The following is a 21,270-nucleotide window of genomic DNA, read 5'->3' on the forward strand; positions in this document are numbered from 1 at the left end:
CAATATGATGGGAAGTCTTTAGCAACCTACGGTCAGATCATGGTCTGCAGCGCCTGCTGGGAAGCGAATGCAGATGGCTGGGCAGCCCACCTAGAACCGCTGCTTCTCGCTCACCTTAAAGAGCGAGGCCTTCCGATTCCCAAGCGAAACAGAAAAGGATGGCTCCCGCGGGGGCACTAGCACCGACCTATCAAGTCCGGAACTTTGTCAATCGGAGTGGAGCAATACTGGACGCCAACCTCTTACCAGATAATGTTCCGAGCCAGAAGCATTAGGCCCGATGACTAAAAACCGCCCCCAATTTTGGCCGGCGGCGCCCAATTGGGACTGGTAAATCTAGAAACAAATTAGCTCGCCCATATTATATGAACACACCGGCCACGATCCCGACAGAGCTTCCCACAGAAAAGCGGAAACCCACCCAGGCGGATAAAAATAAGCCGATCCATCAGTTCAAGGGACGTGAATCCTCCGAGCTTGTCATTGCCTTCGCAGGGCCCATCGGCTCTGGAATTACGAGCGTCATCAACCAAGCAGAGCAACAACTCAAAGCCTTAAATTATACGGTTCACAGAATAAAAATCAGCCAACTCATTGATGATGCGCTAAAGAAGAATATCGTCAATATTGGCAAACTTCCAAGCCTAGACAAGGCTGACAGGTATATTCGCCTTCAAGATGGAGGCTCAGCATTGCGCAAGCAATTTGCCCCAGACATTCTAGCCGAATGGGCGGTTCGGGAAATCGTAGGTGTCCGCGCAGAAGATATGCCACCGGAATTCGATACAAAGCCAAAGGAGTTCATCCCAGATCGCATAGCATATCTTATAGATCAAATTAAGCATCCCGCAGAAGTCCAGCTACTTCGCGCTGTCTACCGAAACCTCTTTTATCTCGTCGGGGTTGTCAGCGTAGCAGCCAGTCGCGGAAATCGCCTAGAACAAGAGGGCGTACCAAAAGCGCGCGTATCGGAGCTAATGGAGCGTGATCGCAGACAAGAGGATGATAATGGCCAGCAACTCGATAAGGCATTGCAACTTGCTGATTTCTTTATTCGAAATGATCGAGGCAGCTTAGATCCAATCCGTGAACAAATAACTAGATTCCTAGCGCTTCTGCATGGTGAGAATGGTGTCACGCCAACCCGCCAAGAGTACGGAATGTACGTGGCCTATGCAGCGGGGCTAAAGTCGGCATGTATGTCACGTCAAGTTGGGGCAGCAATTGCTAATGCAGACGGAGAGATAATCGCGACAGGCTGCAATGATGTGCCCAAGGCTGGCGGTGGGCTATACGAGACGGAGGACGGATCAAACGACCACCGCTGCGTCCACCGCGAGGAGCAAGTTTGCTTCAATGACCGAGAAAAGACCGTGTTGCGCGAAGCAATGCGGACTTCCTTGAGCACCAAACTCGCTGAGGTCGCAACTGATCTGGCAGCCAAGCCTGAGGTGCTTGAGGCAATCGTGGAGGCAATCTATGGCGCATCAAGGATCAAGGACCTAATTGAGTTCTCAAGGGCTGTCCACGCCGAAATGGAGGCCATCATCTCGCTCGCCCGTGGCGGTAGCAGCGGGCTTACGGATGCGGTTCTGTACACAACGACCTTTCCATGTCATAGCTGCGCCAGGCACATTGTCGCCGCGGGGATCAAGCGTGTGTACTACATTGAACCCTATGAGAAGAGCTTGGCAAAAAACCTCCATTCGGATGCAATTCAGTTCGATACGGAGGAATCCATTGCAGGAGTGAAGCGCAGCGCCGACAGCGAACATGTGAAGTTCATTCACTTCGAAGGCATAGCGCCAAGGCAATATCTGCGATTCTTCACAATGAACTCACGGAAGGATTCAGGAGGTAGGGTCATCAAGATTGTGCCAACTCAAGCGTCAAAAGCGGTCAATGAGTACCTTGACGACTACCGTGACTTTGAGGCAAAGGTTGTGGCACACTTGGCTGAGATCTTGCCGCCAAGTAGACACGAAGCTGACTCTTGACTGGATCTGCAGTACCCACTACCCTCGCGCCACCTAGTGAGGAGCATCATGAAGAACCGTCCCTTCGAACAACTCGAACTCGACTTCTCAAGCTCAGCACGTCGTTCGGCGCAAGATCGCCCTGCAACGTTGGTATTGGCCTATTCCCGACCTAACGAAGACCCCAAGCCAACTGTCGAGACTGAGCGGAAGATCAGGTTCCTTGATGGCCTGACGTCCTACGCGCGAGCCCTTCCCTGGTAACTCTGTAGTTACCTAGTGAGCACTTCGCGCTGATGGCGACTGTCGCTTTTCCGCAACTTTCGGCACATCGAGACACTAGAGCCGGCCAAGTGCCGGCTCTTTCGTTGTGTGGTCAAGCGCGTAGCGTCTGCCGCATATCAGCCTACCTTCTTGCCGAGGTAGTCTTTTAGCACCGCTAGCGCCTCCCGGCCGAGTGCGTGTACGACCCCCAGTGCGTCGGGCGAATCATCCTTCTCCTTACTGTCCAAGGAGCGGAAGGCAAATCGCAGAAGTGCTAGCACGAGCAAGGCTGCGAACGACGCCAGGACGATCAGCGGCGTAATGAAGAGTGAAGCTTGATAGGTTGCCGTCGAGGATGATTCAGCAACGTGCCGACCAACGCACCATGTCCACGCAATCAATGCCGCGACCGCGCCAATAACGAGCATTGCGACACCATAGAACGCAACATACCGAAAGTGCCGGAACTGCTTGCGATCCTTGATTTGCTCCGAGAGTAACCCGCTCACATCTTCGGGGAGAATGCCGCTCCCGGATAGATCATCGAGGCTACCCTCGCCAAGCTGTTCCCAAGTAATCCCCTTCGCTGGACGCGCTTTTTCCTCTACACCGTCATTCGGCGTACCTTTGTTGTCGTCACTCATTAAGGTTATAGCCAACCTAGGTTCTTGAGGCGAAACCGCATTGCAGCCGGCGACACATTGAACATTGCGGCCAGAGTGTTGAAGTCCGATATGCCACGCCCGGTGATCAACCCATTAACCACGGTGGCTGGCATCAGGAGTTCCGCTGCAAACTTATTTGCGGCTGTCTCGATTGGATCGTAGTTGGACAAGGAAAAGCTCTGCGTCGAATCGCGGAAGCGTGGGCCATGCCTGAGCGCGAAGTGCCCCAACTCATGTGCGATTGTGAAGCGCTGCCGGACAGGCGGATCGAAGGCATTGAAGGCAATAACCGGGCCACCAGGGGTCTCTGAGTTACCCTCCAAAACATCGAATTTCCCGGAGAGCGTACCTAGTGCCTCCCCGACAACTCGTGCACCAGCAGCACGTGCGATGGCCACTGGATCGACCGGCAATTTGCGGTCCCAGTACCGATCGAGCAATGCTTGTGCGGCGCGTGCGGGCATGGTTGAGTGGAGTGATTGCGAACGCCTGTGGGCGGTGACGGACGTTTTCGGCCAATTATAGCTGTGGCCGCCTGACGATTCTGCGAAATCACCAGATCAACCTGGATAGATTGCTTGGTCAGATGGTCGCCAGTCGTCGCCGCACGACGACCTTCCCTGTGGATAAGTCAGATCACCCGCAGCCTTTAGTACACAGGTAAGTACACAACCAAAATGACTGGCACAGATTCCCTAGCAAAATCAGTTACTTACGGAATATCGCTAGCTTCTGTATCGGAGGGGCAGCGGGCCGTGTGCGCGGCCCGCTGACGCAGCGCGATCGGCGCGCTCATGCGGTGACACCACATCGAACCTCACACCACAGGCATGAAGGCGGCGCATCGGCATTGGCGATGCGCCGGACCATGGGGAAACGCTACTGCCCCGCGGGGCTTGAAGCTTCAATTGCCGCCTTGGTGCTTGCCATATCGATCATCTGACTTGGCGTTCTTGTAGTCGCCCCCTTTGTGCGACGAGCCGCGCCCCCCGGCATAGTGGCCGCCATGGCTGCCGCTATGCTTGCTGCCGGAATAGGAGGGTCTGGCGCCGCCGCCTTTGCCGCCTCCCTTCGCCTGAGCGAGCGGTGACGCAACAAGTCCTGCGGCGATCAGCAGCGCAAGCAGTGTTTTCATGGTCCCTCCTTGTTGTATTGGTGCCCCGAGCGTTGCATGCACGGTCGACCGAATACACCCCTCCGAAGGGCCTGGTGCTTACCCTAGCCGGCTTTCCCAGGAACTTGTGCGCGCTGTCCGGGCGACACGTCCGCTTGCCGCAGTCGAGTGGCCGTCGGTGCCGGCCTCTCCGCACTACCAGGAGCCGGCCCCGAGCCCAGCGCCGGGCTGCCGCATCGCGGCGGGAGCGCCGGGCACAGATGCGAGGCGCGCGGGTGGCAAGGCTTGAAGGTGTGCGGCCAACCGTTTGAGTAAGGTACCTCGCACGCTGCCAGGGCGGGATGGTTTGAACCTCCGGTTGCCGCACGCGGCGGGGCCGCCGTTTAAGTAAGGTACATCCCGCTGCCAGGGCGGGCTAGCTTAAACCTCCGGCGACCTCGCAAGAGGATTCTACCGTTGTCCGTTTTTCCCGCTTATCGATCGTGCAGCAGCTGGCGCCAGCACAACAGCCATGTCTATTCCGTCAGCGAGTCATCGGCGCTCACCTTTGATCCGTGGGAAGCCTGGCGGTTGGATCTGGGCAGTCGCCGTGCGCGTCGGCATCAACTTGGCAGAGATGGACAAGCCTGTGGATAACTGGGGCGCATCGGCTGTCTGATACAGGAACCCATACACAAGCCAACGCGCCTCGGAAAGCTCCCGTATCGGCAAGTGAAGAATCTCGGGCCGCGCGCGGCCCCGCATGATCACACGAGGCATCGCGCGCCATGACTTCCGGGCGGCGTCCCTCTTCCGCGGCGCTGCCAATCACGAGCGGCGATGCCCTGCCCCTCAGTTCACCGCGTGTATGAAGGACTCCCGTTTACTGGAAATCCGTTGCGTGCACACGCCATTGCTGGCGTAGTACTCCTCGACCGACTTCACCCAGCGCCCGATTTCCGGCACATACCAGAACGCCTTGTAGATCTGTCCCGACACGTCGCCGAGCGCCGCCCTTGCGCTTCCCATGCTTCGCTGCCCGCGGTGCGGCACACAATGCCGGCCACGCGCTACGACATGCCGTGGCCGACGAGCAAGCCCCCGATGACGTTCGACCGGCACCGGCACGTCAGCGATGCCGACGGGAATGCGCCGATCGCCGCCCCAGACACGCTCGAGCCGCTACCGACCGGCGACAAGAACCGGGCCTGCCGCCCCTCCATTGCACGGCTGATGGCGGACCCAATCGCGCATCGCACGACCTGGCCATACCCACGCCCCGACCGGCGCAAGCCGCTTCGCGGCTTCCACAAGCAGTTCACGCGGACGGTACCGCCCCGGCCAGCCTTTACACTATGCGCCATCCGCCATCCCAACCACCCTCGTGAGCCGATCCCCGTTCCAGCCGTTCCAGCCGCCCCTGCCCGACACACCAACGCACAGCCGCCTGCCCTGGCCGCTGCGCACGCTGCTGGCCATCGCCGTCGCTGCCGCCACCGCCTGGGGCGCGCTGGCGTTGTGGTTCCAGCTCCCCGCCGCCGGTGCGCTGCGCGTTCCGCCCGTGGCCGCGTGGACGCTGCTGGGCCTGGTCTGCCTGGGCACGCTCTGCCTGGGCCGCAGTGCGCGCGCCCGGCGCTTGTGGCTGGCCGCCTTCGGCGCCGCGCTGCTGGCATTGCTGGGCTGGTGGCACACCATCAAGCCTTCGCACGAGCGCGTCTGGGCCGACGACGTGGCGCGCCTGCTGGAGGCGCGGGTCGAGGGCGACCGCGTGGTGCTGCGCAATGTGCGCAACTTCGACTGGCGCAGCGAGACCGACTACACGCCGCGCTGGGAGACCCGCGAGTATGACCTGTCGCAACTGCGCTCGGCCGACCTGATCCTGTCGTACTGGATGGGGCCGGCGATCGCGCACACGCTGGTTTCCTTCGACTTCGGCGCGGGCGGGCGCGTGGTGCTGTCGCTGGAGATCCGCAAGGAGCGGCACGAGAGTTTCTCGGCCATCGGCGGTTTCTTCCGCCGCTTCGAGTCGGTGATCATCGCCGCCGACGAGCGCGACATCGTGCGCACGCGCAGCAATGCGCGCGGCGAGGACGTCTACCTGTACCGGCTGGCGGCCTCGCCGCAGGCGCTGCGCCAGCTTTTCCTCGGCTATATGGCGCGCGCCGAGGCCTTGCGCCGCGCGCCGGCCTTCTACAACACCCTCACCAGTAACTGCACCACCATCGTGTTCGATCTCGCCCGCCAGATCGTGCCGGGGCTGCCGCTCGACTACCGCTTGCTGCTGTCCGGCTATTTCGCCGAGTATGCCTACGACCAGGGCGGCCTCGCACCCGGCTTCGATTACGCCACCCTGCACGCGCTGGGCCATATCAATGCGCGCGCGCTGCAGGCCGATGCGCATCCCGCGCTGCCGTTCTCGCAGGCGATCCGGCGCGGCGTGCCGGGCATCGCGCCGGCGGAGGCCGGGCTGTGAGGGGCGCCGCCATGACGTTCCCGGCCCGGGGCCGGCTGCGCCGTCCCGGCTGGCGCGGTGTCCTGCTGGTGTTGCTGGTGGCCGCCGCCGCGCTGCTCGACGGCTGCGCGATGGTCGAGGTGAAGTCGGTCAGCGCCAGCCAGTTCATCGCGCAGAAGCGCGGCGACATCCTCACGCGCGGACGGCTCAGCGACGCCAGCGAGGAGACGCTGCGGGTGGCGGGGCTCGAGCAGGGGCCGTGCAGCAAGCCGTCGACCGCTTGCATCGACGCACTGGCGCGCACCACCGTCCTCGGCGACGAACGCCGCCTGGCGACCTTGTCGGAGCTGTGGCTGCAGCAGGCCATGACGCTGGCGAAGGCCGCGCCGGACGCCGCCGGCACCACGCAGGCGGCTGCCATCGACGCCTGGCTGGAGACCGCGCGCTTCGCCTACGCCTACCTGTTCTTCACCGCGCGCGGACCGGGCGAGCGTGCCTTCGAGGAACGCCAGACCCAGGTGCGCGACTACTACAACTATGCGGCACAGGAGGCCGCCATCGCGCTGTTCCGCGCCAGCACGACGCAGGGCACGGCCGAATCCACGGCGCCGATGCGCCACGGCGCCTGGACCATCCACAAGGACATCACCGGCCTGCGCCTGCCCGAGGGGGTGACCGTGCCGCGCGAGCTGATCCCGGCTGCCTCGCTGTCCTTTGCGGGCCTGCGCAGCACCTACCGGCGCGACGGCTTCGGCGCGGAGCTGGTGGCGGTGCTGGAGGACGACCCGGTGGCCTCGTCGGCCAGCCGCGGCGAGGCGCCCGACACCGCGAGCGAGGACGGCACGGCGGCGCGCGGCGCGCGCTGGCACCGCGACCGCACGCGCGATTTCAGCGAGATGCCGTCGCCGTCGCTGACGCTGCTGCTGCGCTTTCCCGGCGACGACCTCGAGGACGTGCTCACCACGCGCGACGTACTCATCAGCGCGCATGACCCCTACAAGGACGCCTTCTTCGCCCTGCACGGCCAGCAGGTGCCGCTGGCGGCCAACTACACCGCGGGCTACGGCCTGTGGCTGGCGCGCTCGGACTTCGCCGGGCAATCGCTGCGCACGCTGCTGGGCCTGCGGCGCGGCATCGACCGCCCGCACCTGTACATGATGCAGCCCTACGATCCGGACCGCCGTGTCATCGTGATGCTGCACGGCCTGGCCAGCAGCCCCGAGGCCTGGGTCAACGTGGCCAACGAAGTGCTGGGCGACGAGACGCTGCGCCAGCGCTTCCAGGTCTGGCAGGTCTACTACCCGACCAACCTGCCGCTGGCCATCAACCAAGCCACCATCCGCCACGCCATCACCGAAACGCTGGCGCACTTCGACCCGCAGGGCCGCGCCGCGGCCTCGCACGACATCGTGCTGATCGGCCACAGCATGGGCGGCGTGCTGTCGCGGCTGCTGGTGTCGTCGTCGGGCGGGCAGCTGTGGGACTGGTTCTCGACCCAGTACGAGATCGACGCCGACAGCGACAAGATGGCGGCGATCCGCGACCGCATCGAGCCGGCGTTGAGCTTCACGCCGCTGCCGGGCGTGGAGCGCGCCATCTTCATCGCCGCCCCGCACCGCGGCACCGACATCGCCGGCAACCGCATCGCGCGCTGGTTCTCCAGCCTGATCCGGCTGCCGCTGACCGTGCTGGAAGGCTTCGACGACGTGGCCCGCGCGCTGGCCGGCGCGCGCCCCGGCCGGCCCGACGGCGAGATGCCGCGCATCCCCAGCAGCATCGACAACCTCAACGCCGGCGATCCCTTCGTCAAGACCGCCGCCACGCTGCCGATCTCGCCGCGCGTCTGCTACCACTCCATCATCGCCCGGCGCGACCCCAAGGTGCCCCTGGCCGATTCCGACGACGGGGTGGTGCCCTACCGCAGCGCCCACCTGGACGGTGCGGCGTCGGAAAAGATCATCCCCTCGGGGCACAGCGTGCAGGAGACCGCCGCGGCCATCCTGGAGATCCGGCGCATCCTGCACGAGGACCTGGACTGGGGCTGCGCGGCGGGTGAGGCTGCGGGAAAGACCGCGGCGCGGAGCGCGCCCGCCGCGCGCTGAGCGCGGCCCGCGCGTCGCCGTGCGGGGGGCGGGTGGCGGCGCCGTCTTCTTCCCCGCCCCCGTGCGGCGTCAGCGCGCCGCGCTGCCGACGCGCGCCGGCCAGCTGCCGTCGGCGATCTGCGCGGCCACGATCTCGCCCAGCAGGTCCAGCACCGCCGAGGCCGCGATCGACAGCGGCATGGTGGCCGAGCGGCACAGGTAGACCGGCCGCGACACGGCCGGGTGGCTGATGCGGGCGGCCGACAGCCAGCCGTTGCGCACCTCGGCGTGGACCGAGGCATAGGACAGGATGGTGCAGCCGACGCCCGCCGCCGCCAGCGCGATCAGTTCGGGGATGGCATTCACTTCCGCCAGCACGTCCAGTTCCACCTCGTGGGTGCGCAGGTAGCCGTCGATCAGCGCGCGCAGGCCATGCTCGCCGGCCGGCAGGATCATCGGGTAACGCCGCAGGTCGCGCAGGCGCACGGTGCCCGCCAGGGGTTCGCCGGATGCACCGTGCGCACCATGCGCACCGGGTGCTGCACGCCCGCGGCCGGCGCCGAGGCGGCCCGGCGCCGCCACCAGCACCAGGTCCTCGTCGACCACGTGGTCGAACAGCAGGCCGGAGCCGCTGCCGGCCTGGAAGGTCAGGCCGATGTCGATATGCCCGCTCAGCAGGTGGCTGGGGATATAGCCGGTGCTCAGTTCGATCACCTGCAGCCGCACCTTGGGCCAGCGCCGGATGGTTTCGCGCACCAGCGGCACGGTCAGGATCTTGGCCATCGACTGCGGCAGGCCGATGGCGACGCGGCCCTCGGGATCGGTGACCAGATCGCGCACGTCCTCGCAGGCCAGGTCGAGCCGCTTCAGGATCTCCCTGGCATGGCTCTCGAAGCGCTGGCCGGCGGCGGTCGGCACCACGCCCTTGTGGCTGCGCGTGAACAGCGCCACGCCCAGGGCCTCTTCCAGGTGCTTGATCTGCAGGCTCAGCGCCGGCTGCGCCAGGTGCAGCACCTCGGCCGCGCGCGAGATCGAGCCGGATGCGGCCACGGCAAGAAAGCAGCGCAGGCCGCGCACGTCCACGGGCATTCCCATCGTCGTCTCCTTGTGTCTCCGTGAGCCCGTCCCGCACCTTCGCCGCGCGCACCGTGCGGGCCGCTGCGGCCGGATGTGGGTATATCAATCCACGATACCCTGCATCAATAACCTATCTTGGACATATATGCCAGCGCACGCGATAGTGGCGGCAGCCCCGCGCCATGCACGCGGAGCCGGGCACAGACCCTCGCAGGAGACAAGATGGGACTCAACCGCCGTACCTTCCTGGCTGGCGCAGGCGCCGCCTTGCTCACGCCACCGCTGCTGGCCGATCAGTGGCCCGCGCGGCCGATCCGGCTGGTGGTGCCGTTCGCCGCGGGCGGCCCGGGCGATTTCGTCGCGCGCCTGATCGCGATCCCGCTGGCGCAGCGCCTCGGGCAGGCGGTGGTGGTGGAGAACAAGCCGGGCGCCGGCGGCAACCTGGGCACGCAGAGCGTGCTCGATGCCAATGCCGACGGCTATACCCTCCTGCTGAACACGGTCGGCATGCATGCGGTCAACCCGCTGATGTTCCCCGACCTGCGCTTCCAGCCGCAGCGCGACCTCACCGCCATCGGCGTGGTGGCGGCGGTGCCGAACGTGCTGGTGGTGCATCCGAGCAAGCTCGGCGTGCACAGCCTGGCCGAGCTGGTGCGGCTCGGCCGCCAGCGCCCGAACTACCTCAGCTACGCCACCTACGGCGCGGGCAGCTCGCCGCATATCTACGGCGCGCTGCTGCAGAAGGCCGCGGGCTTCACCGCGGTGGCGGTGCCGTACAAGGGCAGCGCGCCGGCCAGCAGCGATGTGATGGCGGGCAATGTGGATTTCCTCTTCGACAGCATGACCACCTGCATCGGCCAGATCCGCGGCGGCAAGCTCAAGGGGCTGGCCATCACCTCGGCCGCGCGCTCGCCGCTGCTGCCCGAGGTGCCGACGCTGAAGGAGGCCGGCTATCCCGCGCTCGACCTGAAGTTCTGGCTGTCGCTGCAGGTGTCGGCCAAGACCCCGCCGGCCATCGTCGAGGCCCTGCGGCAGGCGGTGGCGGCATGCACGCGCGACGCCGGCTACGGCCAGTCGCTGGTGGCGCGCGGCGCCGAGCCCTTCCACCTCGCCCCGGCCGAGGTGCAGGCCTATGTGAACCGCGACGCCGCGCGCTGGACCGCGCTGGCGCGCTCGATCGACATCAAGCCCGAGTAGGCCTTCCGGCCCCGTCTCCGCCCCCTCCCTCTTTTCCCTCGACAGACATGATTGCATTGCAAGGAATCCGCGTGCTCGACCTGAGCAAGGTGCTGGCCGGCCCGCTGTGCGGCCAGTACCTCGGCGAACTGGGCGCCGAGGTCATCAAGGTCGAACCGGTCGGCCGCGGCGACGACACACGCGCCTGGCTGCCGCAGGACCGTGGCCAGTCCGCCACCTTCCTGGCCGTCAACCACAACAAGCGCAGCCTCGCCGTCGACCTCAAGACCGCCGAGGGCCGGCAGGTCGTGCAGGCGCTGGCGGCCAAGGCCGACGTGGTGCTGCAGGGCTTCGGCAGTGGCGCCGCCAGGCGGCTGGGGGTGGACTACGAGACGCTCTCTGCCACCAACCCGGGCCTGATCTACTGCGAGATCTCCGGCTATGGACGCAGCGGCCCGCTCGGCCAGGAGCCCGGCTACGACGTCATGCTGCAAGCCTTCAGCGGCATGATCAGCAGCATGGGCGAGCCGGGCGGCAGGCTGGCGCGCGCCAGCTTCTCGCCGGTCGATCTCGGCACCGGCATGCATGCCTTCAGCGGCATCCTGGCCGCGCTGCTGGAACGCCAGCGGAGCGGGCGCGGCATGCACCTGGAGGTCTCGCTGCTCGACACGGCGATGGGCTTCATGGGCTATCTTGCGCAGAACTACTGGTGCAGCGGCAAGCCGCCGCGCCCGATGGGCACCGCTCATCCCGCCATGGCGCCGTACCAGGTCTTCGAGGCGGCCGACGGCCCGGTCATGATCGGCGTCGGCAACGATGCCCAGTGGCAGCGCTTCTGCCCGGTGGCCGGCCTGCAGGAGGTGGCCGACTCGCCGCGCTTCGCCACCAATGCGGCGCGCGTCGCGCATTTCGACGAGACCGTGGCCCTGGTGCAGGCCCGCATCGCCACGCAGCCGGTCGCCTACTGGCTGGAGGCGCTGCGGCGCGCCGGCGTGGCCTGCGCGCCCATCCACACGCTGGACCAGGCGCTGGCCCACCCGCAACTCGCCGCGCGCGGGCTGGTGGTGGAGTCCGAGCATCCGCTGCTGGGCAAGGTCCGCAACATCGGCCTGCCGGTGCGCTTCCGCGGCGAGGCGCGCCAGGCGCACCGCGCGCCGCCGCTGCTCGGCGAGCACACCGACGAGATCTTGCGTCAGGCCGGCTACGGCGCCGCGGCGATCGCCAGGCTGAAGGCCGGCGGCGTGGTGGCCTCGGCCGGCTGCTGCGGCGACGGCGACGATGCCGATGCCGGCCGCTCCGTTCCCGACCCTGCCGATCCCGACATCGGTCCCAGCATCGATACCCATATCGATACCGCCATGGCGCCGGCTGCACGGCCTGCCGGCGCCTGACTCGAGGAAGCCTCCATGTCCACCGTCACCTACGAAGTCCGCGACCGGGTCGCCGAGATCCTGCTCGACAGCCCGCCCGTCAACGCACTCAATGAAGGCATGATCGATGCCCTGCTGCAGGCCCTGCGCCGCGCCGCGCAGGACGACGACGTGCGCGCGGTCATCCTCGGCAGCGCGGTGCCGCGCCGCTTCTGCGCCGGGCTGCAGCTCGACGCGCTGCACGGCGCGCCGCCGGCGCGCGCCTATGCGCTGGTCGACAAGCTGTACAACGGGCTGTGCGAGGCGCAGTTCCACCTGGGCAAGCCTTCCATCGCCGCGGTCGGCGGCACCGCGCGCGGCGGCGGCATGACGCTGGCCATCCACTGCGACCTGATCGTCGCCGCCGAGAGCGCCACCTTCGGCTATCCGGAGATCGACGTGGGGCTGACGCCCGCCATCCACTACACGCACCTGCCGCGCATCGTCGGCCGGCACCGTGCCTTCGACCTGCTCTTCACCGGACGCACCTTCGGCGCCACCGAAGCGATGTCGCTCGGCCTGGTCAGCCGGGTGGTGCCCGACGCCGACGTCATGGAGCAGGCGCGCGCGCTGGCGCGCACGCTGTGCGCCAAGTCGCCGGTGGTGATGCGCATGGGACGCATGGCCTTCCACCGGGCCAACGACGCCGACTACCGGCGCGGCGTGGCCGGCGCCGTCGAGAGCTTCGGCAACGTCGCGGCCACCGATGACGCGCGCGAAGGCATCGCTGCTTTCGTCGAGAAGCGCAAGCCTTACTGGCAAGACTGAGGGCAAGACTGAGGGCCGGACTGAGGGCAGGACCGAGCCCCGCGCGCAGGGCCGGCCGGAAGACGCCCGCCGCGCGCGGCGCCGCGTCGCAGCCTGCATCACGACACGCCCGCCAACTTGCGCTGAGGGGCCACGATGGCCCCGCCGAAACCAACGCATCGATGAGGAGACAAGTCATGCCGATTGCCGTGGACCATGACGCCGTCGGCTGCGCCGACAACGTGTTCCGCCAGGAAGTCCGTCGTTTTCTGCAGGAGGCGGTGCCGCCCGACATCCGTGCCGCCAAGCGCGCGCATTGCCTGATCACCCGCGAGCAGGCCGCGCGCTGGCACCGCATCCTGCACGCGCGCGGCTGGGCCGCGCCCGGCTGGCCGCGCGAGCATGGCGGCCCGGGCTGGTCGCTGGTGCAGCAGGCCATCTTCCGCGAGGAGCTGGCCGCCAGCGATGCGCCCAACGTCGAGAACCTCGGCATCGACACCATCGGGCCGACGCTGATCCGCCATGGCACGCCGGACCAGTGCCGTCGCTTCCTGCCCGGCATGCTGTCCTTCGACGACTTCTGGGCGCAGGGATACTCCGAGCCGGATGCCGGCTCCGACCTGGCCTCGATGCGCACCACGGCCCGCCGTGACGGCGATGCCTGGATCCTCAATGGCAGCAAGATCTGGCAAAGCCTGGGCCACTGGGCGAACCGGGCCCTGGTGCTGGCCCGCACCGATCCCGGCGCGCGGCGCAAGCAGGACGGCATCTCGGTGCTGCTGGTCGACCTGGGCCTGCCCGGCGTGACGGTACGGCCGATCCGCTACATGAACGGGGCGCACTTTCACGTGCAGATGTTCTTCGACGATGTGCGCGTGCCGGCCGGCGACGTGGTCGGCGAGGTCGACCAGGGCTGGGCCGTCGCCAAGGGCCTGCTGGTGATCGAGCGCCTCTTCGTCGCGCGGGTCGCCGAATGCAAGGCGGAGCTTGCCCACACCGCCGAGCTGGTCCACCTGCGGCGCCGGGAAGCGGAGCCGGACAGCCGCGCCGAGGCCGGCATGCTGGCGCGCCGGCACGGCGAACTGGACATCCGCATGCGCGCGCTCGAAGCCGCCTGGTGGCCGGCCGTGCGGCAGGCCGCCGAGGGCGGCAGCCCGGAACTGGAAGCCTCCCTGCTGAAGATCGAGGGTATCCAGCTGTTGCAGGACCTGCACCTGTTCCGCATGGACGCGCACGGGGCCGCCGCCCTGCCCTTCGATGCCGCCGCGGTGGAGGGCCGGCTCGACGGACCGTCCGGCGCCGACGGCGCGGCCGGCAACCATGCCCTCCATCTGTGGCGCTATCGCGGCAGCTCGCTGGCCGGCGGCTCGACGGAGATCCAGCGCGAGATCATCGCCAAGGCCATCTTCGGCGGCAGGACGGAACTGGAGGTTGCGCGCCACGGCCACCTCGGCGCGCAGCAGGCCATGATGGTCGATGCCATGCGCCGCTGGCTGGACAAGCACTACCGCTTCGAGCGCCGGCAGGAAATCCTCGGCGCGCGCGGCGGCTTCGACCCCTCGGTCTGGGCCGGCTTCGCGGCGCTCGGCCTGACCGGCCTGCTGGTGCCGGAGGCGGCAGGCGGCCTGGGCCACGCGGTGGCAGACCTGCTGCCGCTGCTCGAAACGGCGGGCGAAGCGCTGGTCCTGGAACCCCTGGTCTGGAGCGCGGCGCTGGCGACCCACGCCCTCCTTGCGGTACCGCAGGGAGCCGCGCGCGACGCGCTGCTGGCCGCGCTGGCGAGCGGCGAAGCACGCTGCGCGCTTGCCTGCGACGCCGGCACCGACTTCGCGCGTTCGCCTCGCCCGGCCTACACCGCGCGGCGTGCCGGCGAGGCGTGGCGGCTCGACGGCGCGTGCCCGCTGGTGATGGGCGGCGCCCAGGCCGACCACCTGCTGGTCGCGGCCGGGCTCGAACACGGCGGCCTCGGCCTGTTCGCCGTGCCGGCCGCTTGCGCGGGTGTCGTCACGCGCGCCTATCCGCTCCACGATGGACGCAGCGCCGCCGAGATCCGCCTCGATGACGTCCGCCTGCCCGCCTCCGCCCTGCTGTGCGGCCCGGAACACGCCACCGCCATCCTCGAGGAGGCCCTGGCCATCGCCACCCTGGCCCTGTGCGCGGACAGCATCGGCGCCGCCCGCCGCGCGCTCGGCATCACGGTCGACTACCTGCGCACACGCCGGCAGTTCGATCGCGCCCTGGCCGAGCAGCAGGTCCTGCGGCACCGCGTGGTCGACCACTATCGCGCATGGAACGGCGCGCGCCATCTGCTGGGGCACGTGCTGTCCGGCTGGCACACCGCCTGCGGCGCCGAACGCGCGCGCGGCGTCAGTGCCGCCAAGCATCTGTGCGGCACGGCCGGCCGCGCGATCGCGCTCGATGTCCTGCAATTGCACGGCGCCATCGGGCTGCAGGACGAAACGCCGATCAGCCACTACAGCAAGCGGCTGGTCGGCAACGACCTGCTGCTGGGCAACGCGTCGACCCACCTGGGCCGCTTCGTGGCGGCCACGGACACCGTCCACGGCAAGCCGGACCGAGCCGGCACGCGTTGAACGAGCCCCCTGGAGGAGACAGCAACATGCAGACAGTCCATCGCGCGAAGCGCGCCACCCTGGCGCTGTGGTGCGCCCTCGCCCCGCTGGCCCCGCTGGCCGCCACCGGTGCCGCCGAACCCGCCTGGCCGGCGCGGCCGGTCACCGTCATCGTTCCCGGCGCGGCCGGCGGTACCATCGATATCCCCATCCGCATGCTGGCGCAGAAGCTCGGCGCGCGCATCGGCCAACCCGTCGTCATCGACAACCGTCCCGGCAGCGGCGGCATCATCGGCACGCAGGTCTTCCTGCACGCTCCGGCCGACGGCTATACGCTGCTGGCCGGCAATGTCGGTCCGCAGGCCATCAACTACAGCGCCTACCAACGCCTCGCCTACCGTCCGTCCGACCTGCTGCCGATCACCGACGTGATCGCCTTTCCCAATGTGCTGGTGGTCAATGCGCAATCGCCCGTGCGCAGCGTCGCCGACCTGGTCGCGCAGCTGAAGCAGCAGCCCGGGCGGCTCTCCTTCGGCTCGGCCGGCATCGGCCAGACCAGCCACCTGGCGGGCGAGCTGCTCAAGATGCGCACGGGCACCGATCCCATCCACGTGCCCTACAAGGGTTCGACGCCGGCCACCACGGCCTTGCTGGCAGGAGAGACCACCTTCCAGTTCGACAACCTGACGCAGGCGCTGCCGCATATCCGCGCCGGCAAGCTGCGCGCGCTGGCCGTCACGGCCGCGCAGCGCGTGCCCGCCTTGCCTGAGGTACCCACCATGGCGCAGGCCGGCTTCGACGATTTCCTGTCGACCGCCTGGGTCGGGATCTTCGTCGCCGCCAATACGCCGCCGGCCATCGTCTCGCAATGGAAGACGCTGCTGACCGGGACGATGCAGGATCCCGATCTGCAGGCACAGATCCGCAAGCTGGGGGGACTTCCCGGCGGCCAGTCGCCCGAGAACTTCGCCGCCTTCGTTGCCGCCGAGCGCGAACGCTGGGCCGCGGTCATCCGCAATGCGCACCTGAGCCTGGATTGACGGCGGGAGCGGCGGTCGCGCCCGGCCCTCGCCGCGGGTGGGCGCGCGTACTACGATGAAGGGTGCGGCCGGTGCTTCAGGTGCTTCAGGTGCTTCAGGTGCCTCAGGCCGCTGCGCGCGGCCGGCGGCGCCGCAGCGCCTGGATCCTGCCGGTTTCGCGCTGACGACCATGCATCTCGCCCTGCACACCACCCCCAGGCTCGCCCTGTTCAACGCGGCCGGCACGCTGGCCTATCTCGGCCTGGCCGTGCTGGGCGCCGGCGGACTCGCGGCCTTCCTGTCGCATCCCGCGGTGGTGGGCGCGGCGGCCTTCCTGCTGGCGCTCGCCGTCACCGCGCTGTTCAGCGAGGGCAATGTCAGCGCGGGCGAGCGCGAGGACCGCGCCAACCGCTGGGTGCTGCCGGTGTTCGGCGTGCTCGGCCTGCTGTCCGCCTGGCTGCCTGCCTGGTGCGACCACCACGAGCGCTGGGTCTTCGGCGGCGACGGCGTGCGCTGGCTCGGCCTGGCGCTGTTCGTCGCCGGCGGTGTGCTGCGCTTGTGGCCGGTGTTCGTGCTGGGCCGGCGCTTCAGCGGGCTGGTGGCGATCCAGCCCGGCCACACGCTGGTGACCGAGGGCCTCTACGGCACCATCCGCAATCCCAGCTATCTCGGCCTGCTGGTCAATGCGCTGGGCTGGGCGCTGGTGTTCCGCTCGCTGGCCGGCGTGGCGCTGGCGCTGCTGATGGTGCCGCCGCTGGTGGCGCGCATGCATGCGGAGGAAGCCCTGCTGGGCACGCACTTCGGCGACGAATACGCCGTCTACCGGGCGCGCACCTGGCGCCTGATTCCCTGGGTGTACTGACGGGCGCGGCAGGGCGGCACGGGCGCCCGCGCGCTGGCCGCGCTCATAGCGGGCCGCCCGCCGGCGTCGGCGTCAGTGGCGGCGCCGCCACGCGCAGCGGCCCCTCGCGGCACACCTGCCGCAGCGACTCGGCGAACAGCAGGTCGACCGGGCGCCCGGGACGGTCGGCGCGCACGAACATGGCCACCGGCGGCAGGGTCCAGCCGAAGGAGTAGGGCACGATGGCGACGCCGGCAATGCGCACCAGTTCCTCGGCGATATCGGCCGGCACGATGGTCACCGCCGTCTCGCTGGCGGCGATCATCTCGGCGATCAGCTTGGACGAGTAGCTCTCGACGATGGGCGTGGGCGGCGCCACGCCGGCGCCAAGGAACAGGTCGGCGACCTGCTCGCGCATGGGGGTATTGGGCGCGCCCAGGATCCAGTCCAGTTCGGCCAGCCTGCCCCAGTCCAGCGCCGTGCGCGCCAGCCGCGCCGCCAGCCGCCGGTTGGCGATCAGGCGCGGCTGCTGGTGGTACAGCACTTCGAAACTGGCCTCGTCGCGCGGCACCGCCGAGGACGCGCGCGCCACCACGATGTCGAGCACGTGGTCGCGCAGCATGGGCAGCAGCTGGTCGCTGGTGCCTTCGTGCAGGGTCACGGTGAGGCGGCGCCCGCCCTCGGGGCGGGTGCGGCGGATGGCGGCCGACAGCATCTGCCCGGAGACGAAGGGAATCACGCCGATGTGCAGGTGGGCGGCATGGCCGGCCACCACCGCCTGCATGTCGCGCACCAGGTGGTCCAGGTCCTGCGTCATGGCGCGGGCCCGGTCCAGCACCACGCGGCCCAGCTCGGTGGGCGACATGCCGCGCGCGCCACGCGCGAACAGCGGCGCGCCGAACATGGACTCCAGCTCGGCCAGGGCATTGGTCACCGCCGGCTGGCTGCTGGCCATGGCCTCGGCCGCGCGCGTCAGCGAGCCGTGCCGCTCGATGGCCAGCAGCAGCTTGAGATGGCGCATCTTGAGGCGCCCGCCCAGGCGCCTGCCCACCTCATCCGCATCGAAATGCTCCAAAGCTTCCATCGCCCGCCACCCAGCCATCAGGTAAAGATGATGGAAGCATAGCAAATCAAAATGTTGTTCTTATGCCTGCTGCCTAGAATGATGGCAATCCGTGCAGCCGACCCCACGGAAAATCCCAAGAAAAGCCGGCTGCACCACTTTTCCGCCTGCGCCGCGCCGGCGGGACCGACCCGCGCCGCCACCCCGGCGCCCCCCCGACAGGAGATCAGACCATGTCCGATACGGATCGCCAGACCACTTTCCGCCAGGCCGCGCTCGACTATCACCAGTACCCCGTGCCCGGCAAGACCACGGTGGTCGCCAGCAAGCCGCTGGTGACCCAGACCGACCTGGCCCTGGCCTATTCGCCTGGCGTGGCCGCACCCTGCGAGGAAATCGTCGCCGATCCGATGAACGCCTTCCGCTACACCGGGCGCGGCAACCTGGTGGGCGTGATCAGCAACGGCACCGCGGTGCTGGGCCTGGGCAATATCGGCGCGCTGGCCTCCAAGCCGGTGATGGAAGGCAAGGCGGTGCTGTTCAAGAAATTCGCCGGCATCGACGTCTTCGACATCGAGATCAACGAGACCGACCCGGACAAGCTGGTCGACATCATCGCCGGCCTGGAAGCCACCTTCGGCGGCATCAACCTGGAGGACATCAAGGCACCCGAGTGCTTCTACGTCGAGCAGAAGCTGCGCGAGCGCATGAAGATCCCCGTCTTCCACGATGACCAGCACGGCACCGCCATCACCGTCTCGGCCGCCTTCATCAACGGCCTGAAGGTGGTGGGCAAGGACATCCGCGAGATCAAGGTGGTCACCTCGGGCGCGGGCGCGGCGGCGCTGGCCTGCCTGGACCTGATGGTGGACCTGGGCCTGCCGCGCGAGAACATCTGGGTGACCGACCTGGCCGGCGTGGTCTACGAGGGCCGCACCGAGCTGATGGACCCGCACAAGGCCCGCTACGCGCAGAAGACCGAGGCACGCCGGCTGTCCGAAGTGATCGAAGGCGCCGACGTCTTCCTCGGCCTGTCGGCCGGCGGCGTGCTCAAGCAGGACATGGTGGTGAAGATGGCGGCGCGCCCGCTGATCCTGGCGCTGGCCAACCCGAATCCCGAGATCCTGCCCGCCGAGGTGCACGCGGTGCGCGACGACGCGGTGGTGGCCACGGGGCGTTCGGACTTCCCCAACCAGGTCAACAACGTGCTGTGCTTCCCCTACATCTTCCGCGGCGCGCTCGACGTGGGCGCGACCAGCATCACGCCGGAGATGGAACACGCCGCGGTGTACGCCATCGCCGCGCTGGCCGAGGAAGAGCAGAACGAGGTGGTGGCCGCGGCCTACGGCGGCTACGGCGTGGCCTTCGGCCCCGAGTACCTGATCCCGAAGCCGTTCGATCCGCGCCTGATCGTGCGCATCGCGCCGGCGGTGGCCAAGGCGGCCATGGAGAGCGGCGTGGCCACGCGCCCGATCGCCGACCTGGACGCCTACACCGAGCAGCTGCAGCAGTTCGTCTACCGTTCCGGCGCCTTCATGAAGCCGCTGTTCGCCGCCGCCAAGCAGATCGTGCGCGAGGGCGGCCGCGCCCGCATCGTCTTCACCGAAGGCGAGGACGAGCGCGTGCTGCGCGCGGTGCAGGTGCTGGTGGACGAAAAGCTGGCGCGCCCCATCCTGGTGGGCCGCCCCGAGGTGCTGCTGTCGCGCATCGAGAAGTACGGCCTGCGCCTGCGCCTGGGCCAGGACGTGGAAGTCACCAACCCCGAGTACGACGAGCGCTTCCACCAGTACTGGACCACCTACTGGGAACTGATGTGCCGCAAGGGCGTGACCAAGGAGATGGCGCGCGTGGAAATGCGCCGCCGGCTGACGCTGATCGGCGCGATGATGGTGCACCTGGGCGACGCCGACGGCATGATCTGCGGCACCGTGGGCGCCTACCACGACCACCTGCGCTTCATCGACCAGGTCATCGGCCACCAGCCGGGCGCGCGCACCTACGCGGCAATGAACATCCTGCTGCTGGACGACCGCACGCTGGCGCTGGTCGACACCCACGTCAACGACGACCCGAACGCGGAGCAGATCGCCGAGTTCACGGTCGCCGCCGCGCAGGAAATGGCGCGCATGAACCTGGCGCCCAAGGCGGCGCTGCTGTCGCGCTCCAACTTCGGTTCGGGCAGCTCGGCTTCCGGCTCGAAGATGCAGCAGGCGCTGGAGCTGATCCGGGCGCAGGCGCCGGAGCTGGAAGTGGACGGCGAGATGCACGGCGACTGCGCGCTGGACGAGGCGCTGCGCGCGCGCGTGCTGCCGATGTCCTCGCTCAAGGGCGCGGCCAACCTGCTGGTCTGCCCCAACGTGGACGCCGGCAACATCGCCTACAACCTGCTGAAGACCGCCGCCGGCAACAACGTCGCCGTCGGCCCCTTCCTGCTGGGCGCCAACGCGCCGGTCAACATCCTGACCAACAGCGCCACGGTGCGCCGCATCGTCAATATGGCGGCGCTGACGGTGATCAAGGCCAACCGCGGCGGCGTGCCGGCGCAGGCGCGCTGAGACGGGCGGTGCGGCCTCGGCCGCACCCGCCGACGCATACCGGGGGCTGCGGCGACGCAGCCCTTTTTTTCCGCTTGTTCCGGCTCTCCGCTTTCCGCCTCTCTTCGCCGTTGCCGGCGCTTCAGACCGCCGGCGGCCGCCGGCAGCATGCCGGCGCAGGCCATCCGGCCCCTGTCTTATGCCGTTCTGTACACTTGCCATCGTTCCGGCGTCCGCGAGGTGCGTCCCGTGCAGCACTTGCGGCCACGGAACATGCCGGCAGCGGCCAAGCCGGCGCGC

Annotated in this window: 16 protein-coding genes; 10 read left to right on the top strand and 6 right to left on the bottom strand. The window is 68.0% G+C overall.

What is annotated here, in order from left to right:
• Positions 1-365: 365 nt before the first annotated feature.
• Positions 366-1,997 (top strand): anti-phage dCTP deaminase, encoded by a 1,632-nt coding sequence (locus BKK79_RS10915; protein WP_071037699.1) that lies wholly within the window; start codon positions 366-368, stop codon positions 1,995-1,997.
• 380 nt (positions 1,998-2,377) lie between these two features.
• Here BKK79_RS10915 and BKK79_RS10920 read toward each other — a convergent pair whose 3' ends face one another.
• The 4 genes from BKK79_RS10920 to BKK79_RS40310 all read right to left on the bottom strand — a co-directional run bounded on the left by BKK79_RS10920 (position 2,378) and on the right by BKK79_RS40310 (position 5,027).
• Positions 2,378-2,884 carry a hypothetical protein gene (locus BKK79_RS10920; RefSeq protein ID WP_071037700.1) on the bottom strand — a complete coding sequence of 169 codons (507 nt, stop codon included), beginning with the start codon at positions 2,882-2,884 and terminating at the stop codon, positions 2,378-2,380.
• Positions 2,885-2,889: 5 nt separating this feature from the next.
• Complete coding sequence (locus BKK79_RS38955; protein ID WP_084084679.1) at positions 2,890-3,369, bottom strand: ImmA/IrrE family metallo-endopeptidase; 480 nt, start codon at positions 3,367-3,369, stop codon at positions 2,890-2,892.
• Positions 3,370-3,809: 440 nt separating this feature from the next.
• On the bottom strand, positions 3,810-4,040 hold the full coding sequence (locus tag BKK79_RS40305; RefSeq protein ID WP_157128422.1) for a hypothetical protein: 231 nt from the start codon (positions 4,038-4,040) through the stop codon (positions 3,810-3,812).
• Positions 4,041-4,850: 810 nt separating this feature from the next.
• Positions 4,851-5,027: a hypothetical protein gene (locus BKK79_RS40310; protein WP_157128423.1), complete on the bottom strand. Its 177-nt coding sequence runs from the start codon at positions 5,025-5,027 to the stop codon at positions 4,851-4,853.
• A 439-nt stretch (positions 5,028-5,466) separates the two neighbouring features.
• On the opposite strand from BKK79_RS40310, the gene BKK79_RS10925 reads away from it, so the two are divergent.
• Together BKK79_RS10925 and BKK79_RS10930 are read left to right on the top strand one after the other, a co-directional pair.
• On the top strand, positions 5,467-6,471 hold the full coding sequence (locus tag BKK79_RS10925) for an Lnb N-terminal periplasmic domain-containing protein (RefSeq protein WP_442873253.1): 1,005 nt from the start codon (positions 5,467-5,469) through the stop codon (positions 6,469-6,471).
• Positions 6,472-6,482: 11 nt separating this feature from the next.
• Complete coding sequence (locus BKK79_RS10930; protein WP_157903133.1) at positions 6,483-8,552, top strand: esterase/lipase family protein; 2,070 nt, start codon at positions 6,483-6,485, stop codon at positions 8,550-8,552.
• Positions 8,553-8,621: 69 nt separating this feature from the next.
• Here BKK79_RS10930 and BKK79_RS10935 read toward each other — a convergent pair whose 3' ends face one another.
• Complete coding sequence (locus BKK79_RS10935; RefSeq protein WP_071010517.1) at positions 8,622-9,620, bottom strand: LysR family transcriptional regulator; 999 nt, start codon at positions 9,618-9,620, stop codon at positions 8,622-8,624.
• Between the two features lie 210 nt (positions 9,621-9,830).
• On the opposite strand from BKK79_RS10935, the gene BKK79_RS10940 reads away from it, so the two are divergent.
• The 6 genes from BKK79_RS10940 (at position 9,831) to BKK79_RS10965 (ending at position 17,394) form a co-directional block, all read left to right on the top strand.
• Entirely contained in the window at positions 9,831-10,805 is a 975-nt protein-coding gene (locus BKK79_RS10940) for a Bug family tripartite tricarboxylate transporter substrate binding protein (protein ID WP_071037701.1), read from the top strand.
• A 47-nt stretch (positions 10,806-10,852) separates the two neighbouring features.
• Complete coding sequence (locus BKK79_RS10945) at positions 10,853-12,175, top strand: CaiB/BaiF CoA transferase family protein (protein WP_084084681.1); 1,323 nt, start codon at positions 10,853-10,855, stop codon at positions 12,173-12,175.
• A 15-nt stretch (positions 12,176-12,190) separates the two neighbouring features.
• Positions 12,191-12,961, top strand: coding sequence for an enoyl-CoA hydratase/isomerase family protein (locus BKK79_RS10950; protein WP_071010515.1), 771 nt, complete (start codon positions 12,191-12,193; stop codon positions 12,959-12,961).
• Positions 12,962-13,137: 176 nt separating this feature from the next.
• The gene (locus BKK79_RS10955) at positions 13,138-15,534 is read left to right on the top strand and encodes an acyl-CoA dehydrogenase family protein (RefSeq protein WP_071037702.1); all 2,397 of its coding nucleotides are present in this window, start codon (positions 13,138-13,140) and stop codon (positions 15,532-15,534) included.
• A gap of 26 nt (positions 15,535-15,560) precedes the next feature.
• Positions 15,561-16,553, top strand: a complete 993-nt coding sequence (locus tag BKK79_RS10960; protein ID WP_084084683.1) for a tripartite tricarboxylate transporter substrate binding protein — start codon at positions 15,561-15,563, stop codon at positions 16,551-16,553.
• A 181-nt stretch (positions 16,554-16,734) separates the two neighbouring features.
• Positions 16,735-17,394 (top strand): methyltransferase family protein, encoded by a 660-nt coding sequence (locus tag BKK79_RS10965; protein ID WP_197523958.1) that lies wholly within the window; start codon positions 16,735-16,737, stop codon positions 17,392-17,394.
• A gap of 43 nt (positions 17,395-17,437) precedes the next feature.
• Here the strand turns inward: BKK79_RS10965 and BKK79_RS10970 are convergent, their stop codons facing one another.
• Positions 17,438-18,457 carry a LysR substrate-binding domain-containing protein gene (locus BKK79_RS10970; RefSeq protein ID WP_071037703.1) on the bottom strand — a complete coding sequence of 340 codons (1,020 nt, stop codon included), beginning with the start codon at positions 18,455-18,457 and terminating at the stop codon, positions 17,438-17,440.
• 212 nt (positions 18,458-18,669) lie between these two features.
• Here BKK79_RS10970 and BKK79_RS10975 point away from each other — a divergent pair, with 212 nt between their 5' ends.
• A complete protein-coding gene (locus BKK79_RS10975) occupies positions 18,670-20,991 on the top strand; it encodes an NADP-dependent malic enzyme (protein ID WP_071010511.1) in 2,322 nt (773 codons plus the stop codon).
• The last annotated feature ends 279 nt before the right edge of the window (positions 20,992-21,270 follow it).

Source organism: Cupriavidus sp. USMAA2-4, assembly GCF_001854305.1.
GTDB classification, from domain to species: Bacteria; Pseudomonadota; Gammaproteobacteria; order Burkholderiales; family Burkholderiaceae; genus Cupriavidus; species Cupriavidus malaysiensis.

Coding starts and splice junctions, on each gene's coding strand:
- BKK79_RS10915 (WP_071037699.1), top strand. CDS start 366: ATGAACACACCGGCCACGATCCCGACAGAGCTTCCCACAGAAAAGCGG.
- BKK79_RS10920 (WP_071037700.1), bottom strand. CDS start 2,884: ATGAGTGACGACAACAAAGGTACGCCGAATGACGGTGTAGAGGAAAAA.
- BKK79_RS38955 (WP_084084679.1), bottom strand. CDS start 3,369: ATGCCCGCACGCGCCGCACAAGCATTGCTCGATCGGTACTGGGACCGC.
- BKK79_RS40305 (WP_157128422.1), bottom strand. CDS start 4,040: ATGAAAACACTGCTTGCGCTGCTGATCGCCGCAGGACTTGTTGCGTCA.
- BKK79_RS40310 (WP_157128423.1), bottom strand. CDS start 5,027: ATGGGAAGCGCAAGGGCGGCGCTCGGCGACGTGTCGGGACAGATCTAC.
- BKK79_RS10930 (WP_157903133.1), top strand. CDS start 6,483: ATGACGTTCCCGGCCCGGGGCCGGCTGCGCCGTCCCGGCTGGCGCGGT.
- BKK79_RS10935 (WP_071010517.1), bottom strand. CDS start 9,620: ATGCCCGTGGACGTGCGCGGCCTGCGCTGCTTTCTTGCCGTGGCCGCA.
- BKK79_RS10940 (WP_071037701.1), top strand. CDS start 9,831: ATGGGACTCAACCGCCGTACCTTCCTGGCTGGCGCAGGCGCCGCCTTG.
- BKK79_RS10945 (WP_084084681.1), top strand. CDS start 10,853: ATGATTGCATTGCAAGGAATCCGCGTGCTCGACCTGAGCAAGGTGCTG.
- BKK79_RS10950 (WP_071010515.1), top strand. CDS start 12,191: ATGTCCACCGTCACCTACGAAGTCCGCGACCGGGTCGCCGAGATCCTG.
- BKK79_RS10955 (WP_071037702.1), top strand. CDS start 13,138: ATGCCGATTGCCGTGGACCATGACGCCGTCGGCTGCGCCGACAACGTG.
- BKK79_RS10960 (WP_084084683.1), top strand. CDS start 15,561: ATGCAGACAGTCCATCGCGCGAAGCGCGCCACCCTGGCGCTGTGGTGC.
- BKK79_RS10970 (WP_071037703.1), bottom strand. CDS start 18,457: ATGGAAGCTTTGGAGCATTTCGATGCGGATGAGGTGGGCAGGCGCCTG.
- BKK79_RS10975 (WP_071010511.1), top strand. CDS start 18,670: ATGTCCGATACGGATCGCCAGACCACTTTCCGCCAGGCCGCGCTCGAC.